This is a genomic window from Halobacterium sp. CBA1126 (genome assembly GCF_009741975.1).
GTDB lineage: Archaea > Halobacteriota > Halobacteria > Halobacteriales > Halobacteriaceae > Halobacterium.
The window spans coordinates 1-10,618 of sequence record NZ_WPCF01000089.1 but is presented as its reverse complement, the minus strand read 5'-3'; the positions used below and the strand labels follow the sequence as shown (position 1 = coordinate 10,618).

The window sequence follows — 10,618 nt, the reverse complement described above, 5'->3', positions numbered from 1 at the left end:
AATGTGCTACGCAAGAGCGTATCCGAAAAATCGTCCGATAGCCGGGGGAGTGAGACGCTCCAGTGGCGAGGTCGGTTTGCACGCCGTCACGGACTGTCGCCAATTTAGGGCGATACTCTAGCTGAGGAACGCTGCGTTAACTCTCAGCGGGTGCTGCGGGTTGCGATTCGTTTCCGTACTTCTCTTCGAACTCACCGATGAGCTGCCCCATTTTCGCGTACCAGTCGTTGAGCGTCCGCTGCATCTCGTTGGTGACCTCGTCGGCGTCACGCGGATGGTAGACGTGGTAGTAGCCACCCTGCTCGTAGTTCACCTGTTCCTTCTGGATGAAGCCCGCCTGGAGCAGCCGCTGGACGCTCCGGTACGCGGTCGACCGTTCACGGTCGACCTGTTCTGCGATTTCGTCGACGGTGAGTGGTTCCTGGCGGTCCTGAAGCAGCTGGAAGATGTCCTTGTCGATCGTCTTGAGGTCGTGGAAACACTCCAGCAGTCCCTCACACTGCATGTCCCGCCGGAGCATCTCACTCATTGATTCAGCCATTACTAACGGAGTGTAGGTGTTAGAGCCTCAAAAGTGTTTGCATAGTCGGCACAATACTGTACCGACCTACGACGTGGTGAGCCGGCACCACGTCCCGGTCCGGTCGTTCCGGAGCCGGCAGACGGCGGCGAGGACGACGGCGCCACTGACGAGCAGCGCCGCGCCGAAGATGAGCACCGTGCTCAGCGTGTTGAGCAGGTCGATCCCGTAGACCGTCCCGAGTTTGTTCGACGCGACGGCGAGACTCCCCGCGAGCAGCATCGCCGCGAAGTAGCCCTTGATCTCGTCCTCGTCGACGAGGTTCGTCGCACCCGCCCCGACGCGAGCCCCGAGCGCGCTCCCGACGAGCAGGAACGCGACGACGGGCAGCGCGACCGAGCCCGACTGGGCATAGGTGAACGCCCCGAACGCCCCCGAGATCGTGATCTGGAGGATGTCAGTTCCTACGGCGATTGCAGCAGGAACCCCGAGCCCGTACATCATCGCCGGCATGAGGAGAAACCCGCCGCCGACGCCGAGGAAGCCCGAGAGGACGCCGATGACGAGCCCCACGGCGAAAATAATCGTCCCCGAGACGCGGACGCCGCCGCGTAACGTCACCATCGGTGGGATGTGAATCGATTGGACGCGGTCCGCAAGGTCGCTACTCGTCTCGGTATCGTCGTCGTCGGACCACGCGTCCCGGAGCGTGAGCAGCCCCACAGCGGCGAGCAGACCGACGTAGGCGACGTTGATGATGAGGTCGGCCATCCCGGTGGCTTCGAGGAAGAACACGACGCTCTTCCCGCCCTCGATGCCGATGGTCATCGCGACGGTCATGATCGCTGCGAGTTTGTAGTCGACCTGGCCGTGGTCGCGGTGGCGGAGCGCGCCGATGACGCTCGTTCCGAACACGAACGCGAGTCCGCTTCCGACGGCGACTGTCGATGGATAGCCCATCACGAGTAGTGCAGGTGTGACGAGGAACGACCCGCCCATCCCGAAGAACCCGAACAGGGTTCCGATGAGTAGGCCGAATCCGACGAATACCGCGACCATCGTAAGGCTCAGACCGAGGATCGCCACGGTTAGTCACCTCCGAGGGCATCGATGACGGTCGCTCCGACCGTGTTACTGAGCAGGCCGTACGCCAGGTACAGCGCGAAGGCTTCCGCGAGGACGACCCCGACGGTGGCGACAGCCTGCGCGGAACCACTCAAGTTCTCGAGTCCGAACATCTCACGCGACCTCCATGTTCTTGTTTCTAAACCCAGTTACCGTACAATACTGTTGCCGGACGGCGGTGTCTGTGAGCTGTGATGGCATGATTAGGTTCCCTCCTCGCTGCCCGTCAGCGAGCGGACGTATCCCTGTGCGTACGCGCCGAGGAACATCCCGCCGATGGCCCAGAGGATCGGATAGTTCCCGACGCCGAAGCTCGCGTAGGCGGCGCCAGGACAGATTCCTGAGAGTCCCCAGCCGACGCCGAAGACCACGCCCCCGACGACGACGTTGCGGTCGAACTCCTTCACGCGGCGCGTGTACTCGCTCGCTGTGAGCGGCGCACGATCGAGGTAGCGCGTTGCGACGGCGAACGTGATGCCGGTGACGACGGCGGCCCCGCCCATCACGAAGACAAGTCCAAAGTCGTCGAACTGGAGGAAGTCCAGCACGACTTCTGGACGAGCCATGCCGCTGACGGCGAGGCCGAGGCCGAATATCAGCCCCCCGACGTAGATGACTGGGAGGAACCACGGGCTTCGCGTCTCGTCGCTCATGGGCTCACCCCCAGTGCTTGGACGAGTTGCGCGGTTCCGATGGCGAACGCCATGAACGTCGCGACGTTCACGAGCGACGTGTTCGAGAGGGAGCCGACGCCACAGACGCCGTGGCCAGACGTACAGCCCTTCCCGAGGCGGGTGCCGATGCCGACAAGGACGCCGCCGCCGAGCAGCCGCCACCACTGGACGTCAGTCGTCCAGATCGTTGGATCGGGCGCGAGGACGAGCCCCCAGAGAGCTGCGCCACTGACGATACCGAGTGTGAACACGACCCGCCAGCCGCGCGACTGGATATACTTGAAGCGGTTGAACCGCTCGACGTCGGAGACGTACGACAGCGTGGATTCGAGGAACGTGCTCGCGCCCGCGATGATGCCCGTCGCGAGGTAGATGACTGCCGCGCCGAGGCCGACGAGGAGGCCGCCGACGAGGTACGGCAGTATCCCGCGGGGGAAGGGCGTCTCGAGCACGAGCGGTGCGAGAAGTGGCTCCATCGTTAGTTAGTCATCGCCTCTTCGCTCGCGGCGCAGTTGTTCGGGCCGAGCTCCAGCTCGAAGGCTTCCTCGTCGTCGGGAGACTGCTGGCCGAGGTTCGTCGCGATGATGTCCTCGTAATTCGCCGGCTGCGGCGGCATGTCCGAAACGATGAACTCGACGAACTCGTCTTCGTCCATGGTGAGCGCGTCCATCCGCTCGACCAGGTCGCCGAGTTCCGCGGTGTAGGTGCCGTCGTCGTTCGGCGTCGCCGCGTCGCTGAAGTGTGCCGGTGCGACGACCGTTTCGTCGGGGAGGGGAAGGATCTGTTCCTGGAGGCTCTCGTAGAGCGTGCGGGCCGCGTCCTTGGCCGCCTCCGGGTCTTCGAGGTCGGGGCGCGCGACGCTCTCGGTGAACAGGCCGTCCCCTGTGAACAGTACGTCGCCGACCTTGTACGCGGTCATCCCGGTCGTGTGTCCGGGCGTGGCGATGGTCTCGATTTCGACGTCGCCGACGGAGAGTGTGTCGCCGTCGGTGACTGTCTCGTAGGCCAGGTCGTAGTCGACACCGCGCTCGGCGGCGGCCGCGGGGAGGACGGCCGTTGCGTCCGTCTCCGTGGCGAGGTCGCGGACGCCCGAGATGTGGTCGGCGTGGATGTGCGTGTCGAGCGCGTACACGATGTCTGCGCCTAGGGCTCGCGCGTCCTGTTCGTACTCGTCGGTGAATGCACGGAGCGGGTCGACGACCGCCGCTTCGCCGTCCGAGGCGACGAGGTAGGCGAGACAGCCGCTGGAGGGACGGCGGTACTGGGCGACCGTGGCGTCGACGTCCACGTCGAGTTCCTGGTACTCGTAGATGCGCGCCCAGCCCTTCATGCCGCGTTCGAGGTGGTCGACGTCGTAGCCGGCGTCCTCGAGGTTGTCCGCGACGAGTTCGCTCGACCCGCCCTTCGCACAGAGCACGGTGATCCGGCGGTCGTCGGGGAGCTGTTCGTGGAGGTCCTCCGGGATCTCGTCGAGCAGCTCGAAGTATGGGTAGTTGACGACGTCGACGTTCTCGCCGTCTATGTGCCATTCCTCGAAGTCGCTTTCGGAGCGTGCGTCGAGGATGAACACGTTCTCGCCGCTATCGATGCGTTGCTTCAGCTCTGCAGGCGTGGTTGATGCGACCGTTTCGTCCACTTCGCGATCTTCCGCTTCGGTCATCGTCAGTCCCCTCTATCGACTGCTCGCAAATAAGGCTTTGTATAGTAGTTCAACTATAGTACAATACTCTAGTGGTCAAAAACCACTATTAGGGCTACTGAGGGGAGTTATACTTGGACAGAAGGTAGTGTGTTGTGGGCTAAGGGAATTACTATCGACATCCTTTTCTAACTCCACCCAATATTGGGGAGTGAAGTCACTACCATGACACAGTACGAAGCCACTGAAACTCTCGACGTGAAAGGCGAAAAACTGTCCGATGCCCGTTGTCAAGACGAAGCAGAACATCGACCAGCTCGCCGAAGGCGAGATCCTCGAGGTCCTCGCGACCGACCCGGGGAGCATGAGCGATCTCGGCGGCTGGGCGGACACGACCGATGGCGTCGAACTCGTCGACCAGCAGGAGGGCGACGACGTGTACACGCACTACGTGCGCAAGACGGAGTAAACCAATGGAGAAAATCGGAATCATCGTCGACAACGACAGCCCGAAGAGCCTCGCGATGGCGATGAACCTCGGCCACACGGCGCTCGCCTCCGACACCGAGGTTCTCGTCTACTTCACCTTCGATGGACTCACCCATCTCCTCGAAGGTGAGAACGACCTCTCGGAGATTGAGCCACTGCTCGAGGAGGGGATGCCAAACCCGTACGACCTCCTCGACGCACTGGTGGCTGATGGTGGCGATCTCGTCACGACAGTCGCGTGCACGACGACCCTCGACATGCTCGAATGGGACCAGGACGCCATCGATGAGACTGTCACGACCAAGTTCGCGGGTGCGGCTACGTTCCTCGATGAAGTCGAGAACGCCGATCAGGTGTTCACGTTCTAACGATGAGTACGAATACGTCACAACCACAAGGTGAGGACGTACCCTCCCGTGCGGAACTCGCCGCCCGCATCGACGAGTTGGAGACTGAACTCGCCGCGGCGACGGAGGACGATAGTGACCCGAAGATGTCGATTATCGCGACGAAGGGTACACTGGACATGGCATACCCGCCGCTCATCCTCGCGAGTACGGCAGCCGCGTTCGGCTACGAGGTCACAGTCTTCCACACGTTCTGGGGACTCGACATCCTCCACGAAGAGCGCTCCAAGAACCTACAGTTGAGTTCGGTCGGCAACCCGAACATGCCGGTCCCGAATGCCGTCGCTGCGCTTCCTGGGATGGACCGTGTGACGACGAGGATGATGGAGAAGAAGATCGACGACAACGATACGGCGACCATCGAGGAACTTATTGACACGTCTCTCGACATGGGCGTGGAGTTCCAGGCCTGCCAGATGACCATCGACCTCATGGACTACGACGAGGACGACTTCTACGACGGTGTGACGACTGGTGTCGGCGCCGCCACCGCGATTCAGGATATGGCTGACGCTGACATCCAGCTTCTCATCTAATGCAAATCCGGCTCAACTGTTGGTGAACGTGGCTGGAACTCGTTTTTTGGCCAGCTTCCGGTTGAGTCACCGCCCCGAGTACGGTCCGTCTCTGGTGAACCCCGGACACAATACCTAATAGCGAGGTAGCTAAATTGAGTAGTATGTCCTATACTCTGGACAAGCGTGTCGACGGTGAATTCGATAACGTCGTCGAACGGACGACGAATGCACTGTCAGAGGAGGGGTTTGGGGTTCTCTGTGATATCGACGTCCAACAGACGCTCAAGAAGAAACTAGACGAAGACTTCCGCCAGTATCGAATTCTTGGCGCCTGCAATCCCCCGCTTGCGCAGCAGGCCCTCGAAGAAGAACTCCAGTTAGGGACGCTTCTGCCCTGTAACGTCGTCGTGTATGAGACGGACGAGGGCGAAATCGGCGTGAGCGCAGTCGACCCGAAGGTTATGCTTTCCGTGGTTGATAACCCTGAACTGGACTCGGTTGCAGCGGAGGTTCGGGAGCGATTCGAACGTGTCCTCAGCGAACTCTCAGACGCCTAATCGCACGACAGCCGAACAGTAATATGCTCACTTCTACGTGCTATCCATGACGGGTCCCGCCTCTGAGGATGTCGACCCAACTGACCCCGAGTATCGGAATATCGGGGAAGGGTTACTAGACGAGGAGATGGGGCCCAGTTCCGCGATGGCGCACCTGTATCGCGGCGAGATTCATCGGATGAAGCTCTGGCGCGAGCGACTCGACCGGACAACAAACTGGGCGGTCATCGTCATGGCCGCAATCATCACATGGGCGTTTTCAAGTCCGAACAATCCACATTACATCCTCCTCATCGGCGTGGCGACGCTCTCGGTCTTCCTTGTGATCGAGGCGCGTCGCTATCGTGGATACGAAATCTGGCGTACTCGGGTTCGGATTCTCCAGGAGAACGTCTGGGCGTACGGACTCGACCCTTCAGCCGGCGTCGTTGATCCAGACTGGCGAGCAAAGCTCAGCGAAGATTATCGTACGCCGACCATCAAAATCAGCGCCGAAGAGGCAATCGCTCACCGCCTCCGACGCGTGTACCTGCCACTATTTGGAGTGCTGCTTGCTGCGTGGCTTGTCCGTATTACCGCATTCTCTCCCGAACCGTGGGTGGAGAGTGCAGCAATCGGCATGATTTCGGGTGTCGTTATTCTTGTTACTGTTGGACTCTTCTACCTTACCGCCATTATCATCGGGTGTCGGCCGCGGACATGGCATGCGAAAGGCGAACTCCGAGCAGAGGATCTCCGGGAACAGCGACGCAAATGAGAGCGGTCGTTTCATCACTCGAACGACGAGTCGGAATTTCACGCCCGTGCCGTCGGGAATATTGCAAATCTCTAGAACGGCGAAACCATCGATGCCGAAGCTGTCGTGCTTATTGCAAATAGCAGCGGTTGGAACTCCTGAAATCGATATCACAGCAGCGCGAGCAAATCATGGATTTGATCGACCGTGGCGTGACAGTCAAGCAATACAGCAATACGATCGAAGGCGCCGATATCTCAGAAGACGATCTCATCGGAGGCGTCGAACTCGTGTCGTCTGGCGTTGGCGAGTTAACGCGCCTCCAGAACGAGGGATATGCGTATATCAAACCCTAACGCGCTAGAATAGTTTCGGAATCGTATTCCGGAAGATGTTGAGCGAGATGACGAACAGCAGGGTGATGACGAACCAGTTGAATTTCTGCTCGTCGACTTCGAGCCGCCGCAGATAGGTTCCGAGGAGAAGCCCCACAATCGTGATGACCGCAATCACGGACCCGAGCCAGAGCCGGTACGTAGTCATGAGATCTGTGAAAAGAGCCATCTGAAGAATGCGGACCGTGAAGATGATCCCCAAAACCATGGAGAGCCCGCCGATATAGCGCTCGGTGTCACGCTCGAACGTATGGAAATACGCCGGGAGTAGTGGGCCGAGGTTGGATGCTGCGAGCAGGAATCCCTCAAGAAAGCCAGCAGTACTGAGTGCGACTGGGTGGTGTGCTTCTTCGATTGTCACAAAGTTCTGAACGACTTGGAAAACGACGTATGCGAAGATGATTACGCCGATGAGGAACGGCACAATCGGTCCAGCGGTGTACTGTGCAAGGACGTAGACGCCAGTGATTGATCCCGCAATCGCCAGTAAGACGAGGATCCATTCTTGACGGACAAATGAGATTCCAGTCTTGGTCTCGCCAATCTGGAACATATTGATCATCCAGGGCGGGATTGCGAGAACGACCACCGCGAGCGTCGGGTCAATAACAGAGGCGAAGATAGGCGTCGTAATGAGTGCATATCCGAATCCGATCATCCCTTTCACGACACCTGCGACGATAGCGACGACAGCAAATAGCAGGAATAACTCGGTCGAAACATCCGACTGAATACCTTTCATAACGTTCCCCCATCCCGGGAAAAAGACGATCGAGCTCGTGAAAACCGCGAGCGTCGCGAGCGTCATCGTCACTTCTCGATACCGGAAATGAAGCAGGTGCGCGATGAACTGGTGGGGATCGACTCTGGATTTGCGTGTCCTCATACTACGGAGTAGGCTACTGATGAATCACATTAGCTGAACCCGTAATTCAGTATCCTCTTCGGCAACGTACTCGTGCAGGTATGACGGTCCGGTGACCGCAATTCTCGCCATTAGCGCGGGGCTAAGTGCCGAGCACGGCGGTTATAGAATTAACAGCCGTCATATATACCGGTAATACTGTCATTAGCCATCGCAGTGTTAATTGACTCAGTGAGCCATCAATAGGATATCTCCCCTCCAACATATGACCAGTAGTATCGCCATTACGGCATCTACACAGGATTAGTCGGCGTTTCACATTCGTTTCAGAAGGTAAATAAGTAATCCCCATAATTATAATGTCATTCGCCGGTACAGATATTTTTATATAGCACTCACACGCCGGCAGTATCTCGGGCGGGCCGGTCGCGTCGGCGGCGTGGGTGCTGCCGCACTCCTGGGTGGCTGCGCCAGCAACCAGCAACCCGACACAGAGTCAGTAACCGTTCGAATCGGGTCGAAGCCGTTCACTGAGCAGAAGATTCTCGGCTACCTCGCCTACGAACGGCTACGGAGAATCGATTGGATTCGTGCCGTCGATGAAATTGGGGCAGGAAACTCGCTATCGAACTGGGAGGCAACAGCAGCGGGAGATCAACACCTGTACTGGGAGTACACGGGTACGGCGTGGCTGCAGCTCCCACCTCGCCACGAAAGACGGATTACCGACCCAGAGTCACTCTTTGAGCGGGTTCAAGCGGACGCTGATTCCCAGCGGCTCCAGTTGGCTGACCCAGCACCGTTCTCGAACGAGTACGTCATCGCTGCCGACGCTCGATGGGCAGAACGGGCCGACGTAACGACCATCAGCGACTTGGCAGCCCATATCCGAAACGGCGGTGATTCGCCGGGTGTTGCCGTCAACGAGGAATTCTTTCACCGGCAGGATGGGTGGCGTGGACTCGCTTCATATTATGAAATCGAGACTGCGAACGGTGAGCCATTCATCGTAACGTCGATCGGGTTGACGTACGAACTACTCGAACAGGATCGCGTGCAGATTGCAAGTGGATTTGCGACGGACCCGCAGCTCAACCGGTCGTCGGTTACAGTCCTCGAGGACGACCGTGACTACTTTCTTCCCTACCAACCGGCCCCAACAGCGTATGCACCGCTCATAAACGAACATCCGGAGATTTTCGAGAGGCTCTCCCCTGTGGTTTCAGCACTCGATAAGTCGACAATACGAGGCCTCAACAGCCGGGTCCTCCTCGATGGAGACCATCCGTTCACGGTCGCAACACAGTTTTTAGAGACTGAGGTACTCGACGATGCGTAGATCCCTGTCATCCCTCCCAGTTCTGGGAACGGTCGTCGATGTTGTGCGGTCGTCGTTCCGGCGGAAACTTACTACTGCGCTCCTCGTTGTCTTCCTGATCATCAGTATCGGCACAGTCGGCCTATATGTACAGGTGGGGGGATTGCTGGAGGAGAACGTCGAACAGTCGATGACCGCGGCTGCCGAGACCGAAGCGGACGAATTGCGGGAATGGTGTGGCAAGAACCGACTCGTCACTCAGCTCCTCTCCGAACATCCGGTCTTCGAGGATGGCGACCGCACCGAGGTTCGAGAGTATTTACAGGCACAGCGAGGAGGCAGATCTGATACTGAGATCGTTCGAGCATACGTAATCGATCGGCGGAACCAGACTGTTGCGGTCAGTTCTGATGAAGACATGAAGTCGCAACCCATCGAGGAACTCGGCTGGACTGAACGGTTTGCCTTCCAGGATTTCGACGACGTGCAAGTGACCGGCCCCTACGCAGTACAAGACGAGACGGTTATCGGATTTATTTCCCCAATTCGCCGGACCCCGGAGCAGTTACTTGTCGTCGAAGTCGACACCGCGACTATCTTCGATCGCTTCGAACATCCCGTCGACGGCGGCTTTACGCGAGTGGTCAATTCCAACGGGACGGTCGTGTTCAGTGATGATGCAGCCGCGACGCTCACCCAATACCGCGATGGAAATCGTCGTGCACCGGCAGTCAGCAGTGGCCTGCGGGGGGACTCTGGGTTTACCGAGTCACCAGCCTACGAGACCCAGCCTGAGACAGAGGGAGAGTACGTCGCAGCGTATGCTGCGGTTCCGAACACCGACTGGGTCGTCATCGAACACGCACCAGCCAGTGAAGCGTACGTCATAACCCAGCAAGCCCTTCGATGGATCGGTGGAATTGCAGCGTTCACTCTGCTTGCGCTCGTGGGTGTCGTCGGCGTTCTCGGCCGAGATGTGACCGGCGCGCTCTCTCGGCTAACCGACCGGGCAGAGCAGATCGAAGATGGTCAGTACGACGTGGAGTTCGATACCGACCGGCCGGACGAGTTCGGCGACCTCAACCGGACGATAGCCTCGACACGGGATGCCCTCCAGCAGCGCATCGAGGAGATCCGCGAAACACAGACTGAGCTTGAAGCATCGAATGCGAGTCTCGAAGAGCGGTCCGAGATGGTGAACGTGCTGAATCGCATCCTCCGTCACAACGTTCGGAACGAGGTGAACGTCATCACTGGACGAGCTGAATTGGCTGCGTCTCGCATCGACGACGAGGCGGCCCAAGCAGATTTTCGACGCGTAATTGCGAGTTTGCGAACTCGTGGCTAAACCATAGGAGCAATAATGAGATGCCAA

14 protein-coding genes and 1 pseudogene are annotated in these 10,618 nt (G+C 59.0%); 8 read left to right on the top strand and 7 right to left on the bottom strand.

Going from position 1 to position 10,618, the window contains the following annotated elements:
• Positions 1-136 precede the first annotated feature (136 nt).
• The 6 genes from GJ634_RS11695 to GJ634_RS11675 form a co-directional block, all read right to left on the bottom strand.
• Positions 137-541 (bottom strand): helix-turn-helix domain-containing protein, encoded by a 405-nt coding sequence (locus tag GJ634_RS11695; protein WP_157502939.1) that lies wholly within the window; start codon positions 539-541, stop codon positions 137-139.
• A gap of 66 nt (positions 542-607) precedes the next feature.
• A complete protein-coding gene (locus tag GJ634_RS11690; RefSeq protein ID WP_197407824.1) occupies positions 608-1,579 on the bottom strand; it encodes a sulfite exporter TauE/SafE family protein in 972 nt (323 codons plus the stop codon).
• Between the two features lie 29 nt (positions 1,580-1,608).
• A complete protein-coding gene (locus tag GJ634_RS15620; protein ID WP_197425503.1) occupies positions 1,609-1,758 on the bottom strand; it encodes a hypothetical protein in 150 nt (49 codons plus the stop codon).
• Between the two features lie 90 nt (positions 1,759-1,848).
• Positions 1,849-2,298 (bottom strand): DUF6691 family protein, encoded by a 450-nt coding sequence (locus GJ634_RS11685; RefSeq protein WP_157502938.1) that lies wholly within the window; start codon positions 2,296-2,298, stop codon positions 1,849-1,851.
• Entirely contained in the window at positions 2,295-2,795 is a 501-nt protein-coding gene (locus GJ634_RS11680) for a YeeE/YedE family protein (RefSeq protein WP_157502937.1), read from the bottom strand. Before GJ634_RS11680 ends, GJ634_RS11685 begins: the two co-directional genes overlap by 4 nt.
• Positions 2,796-2,797: 2 nt before the next feature.
• Positions 2,798-3,979 carry an MBL fold metallo-hydrolase gene (locus GJ634_RS11675; protein ID WP_157502936.1) on the bottom strand — a complete coding sequence of 394 codons (1,182 nt, stop codon included), beginning with the start codon at positions 3,977-3,979 and terminating at the stop codon, positions 2,798-2,800.
• Between the two features lie 204 nt (positions 3,980-4,183).
• Between GJ634_RS11675 and GJ634_RS11670 the strand changes: the two are divergent.
• From GJ634_RS11670 to GJ634_RS16170, 6 genes and pseudogenes are all read left to right on the top strand, one after another.
• Positions 4,184-4,427: pseudogene (locus GJ634_RS11670) on the top strand (sulfurtransferase TusA family protein).
• A gap of 4 nt (positions 4,428-4,431) precedes the next feature.
• Entirely contained in the window at positions 4,432-4,815 is a 384-nt protein-coding gene (locus GJ634_RS11665; RefSeq protein ID WP_058984916.1) for a DsrE family protein, read from the top strand.
• A gap of 2 nt (positions 4,816-4,817) precedes the next feature.
• Positions 4,818-5,390 (top strand): DsrE/DsrF/DrsH-like family protein, encoded by a 573-nt coding sequence (locus GJ634_RS11660; RefSeq protein WP_058984915.1) that lies wholly within the window; start codon positions 4,818-4,820, stop codon positions 5,388-5,390.
• A gap of 143 nt (positions 5,391-5,533) precedes the next feature.
• Positions 5,534-5,929 (top strand): DUF302 domain-containing protein, encoded by a 396-nt coding sequence (locus tag GJ634_RS11655; RefSeq protein WP_157502935.1) that lies wholly within the window; start codon positions 5,534-5,536, stop codon positions 5,927-5,929.
• A gap of 46 nt (positions 5,930-5,975) precedes the next feature.
• Complete coding sequence (locus GJ634_RS11650; protein ID WP_058984913.1) at positions 5,976-6,686, top strand: DUF2270 domain-containing protein; 711 nt, start codon at positions 5,976-5,978, stop codon at positions 6,684-6,686.
• Between the two features lie 170 nt (positions 6,687-6,856).
• Positions 6,857-7,021, top strand: coding sequence for a DsrE family protein (locus tag GJ634_RS16170; RefSeq protein WP_157502934.1), 165 nt, complete (start codon positions 6,857-6,859; stop codon positions 7,019-7,021).
• Positions 7,022-7,025: 4 nt separating this feature from the next.
• Here the strand turns inward: GJ634_RS16170 and GJ634_RS11640 are convergent, their stop codons facing one another.
• Positions 7,026-7,946, bottom strand: coding sequence for a sulfite exporter TauE/SafE family protein (locus GJ634_RS11640; RefSeq protein ID WP_157502933.1), 921 nt, complete (start codon positions 7,944-7,946; stop codon positions 7,026-7,028).
• Positions 7,947-8,364: 418 nt separating this feature from the next.
• On the opposite strand from GJ634_RS11640, the gene GJ634_RS11635 reads away from it, so the two are divergent.
• Both GJ634_RS11635 and GJ634_RS11630 read left to right on the top strand, forming a co-directional pair.
• A complete protein-coding gene (locus GJ634_RS11635) occupies positions 8,365-9,264 on the top strand; it encodes a glycine betaine ABC transporter substrate-binding protein (protein ID WP_157502932.1) in 900 nt (299 codons plus the stop codon).
• Positions 9,257-10,591, top strand: coding sequence for a sensor histidine kinase (locus GJ634_RS11630; protein ID WP_157502931.1), 1,335 nt, complete (start codon positions 9,257-9,259; stop codon positions 10,589-10,591). Before GJ634_RS11635 ends, GJ634_RS11630 begins: the two co-directional genes overlap by 8 nt.
• Positions 10,592-10,618 lie beyond the last annotated feature (27 nt).

Bases quoted from the DNA above. Each gene is read 5' to 3' on its own strand.
- GJ634_RS11695 (WP_157502939.1), bottom strand. From the start codon at position 541: ATGGCTGAATCAATGAGTGAGATGCTCCGGCGGGACATGCAGTGTGAG.
- GJ634_RS11690 (WP_197407824.1), bottom strand. From the start codon at position 1,579: ATGGTCGCGGTATTCGTCGGATTCGGCCTACTCATCGGAACCCTGTTC.
- GJ634_RS15620 (WP_197425503.1), bottom strand. From the start codon at position 1,758: ATGTTCGGACTCGAGAACTTGAGTGGTTCCGCGCAGGCTGTCGCCACC.
- GJ634_RS11685 (WP_157502938.1), bottom strand. From the start codon at position 2,298: ATGAGCGACGAGACGCGAAGCCCGTGGTTCCTCCCAGTCATCTACGTC.
- GJ634_RS11680 (WP_157502937.1), bottom strand. From the start codon at position 2,795: ATGGAGCCACTTCTCGCACCGCTCGTGCTCGAGACGCCCTTCCCCCGC.
- GJ634_RS11675 (WP_157502936.1), bottom strand. From the start codon at position 3,979: ATGACCGAAGCGGAAGATCGCGAAGTGGACGAAACGGTCGCATCAACC.
- GJ634_RS11665 (WP_058984916.1), top strand. From the start codon at position 4,432: ATGGAGAAAATCGGAATCATCGTCGACAACGACAGCCCGAAGAGCCTC.
- GJ634_RS11660 (WP_058984915.1), top strand. From the start codon at position 4,818: ATGAGTACGAATACGTCACAACCACAAGGTGAGGACGTACCCTCCCGT.
- GJ634_RS11655 (WP_157502935.1), top strand. From the start codon at position 5,534: ATGTCCTATACTCTGGACAAGCGTGTCGACGGTGAATTCGATAACGTC.
- GJ634_RS11650 (WP_058984913.1), top strand. From the start codon at position 5,976: ATGACGGGTCCCGCCTCTGAGGATGTCGACCCAACTGACCCCGAGTAT.
- GJ634_RS16170 (WP_157502934.1), top strand. From the start codon at position 6,857: ATGGATTTGATCGACCGTGGCGTGACAGTCAAGCAATACAGCAATACG.
- GJ634_RS11640 (WP_157502933.1), bottom strand. From the start codon at position 7,946: ATGAGGACACGCAAATCCAGAGTCGATCCCCACCAGTTCATCGCGCAC.
- GJ634_RS11630 (WP_157502931.1), top strand. From the start codon at position 9,257: ATGCGTAGATCCCTGTCATCCCTCCCAGTTCTGGGAACGGTCGTCGAT.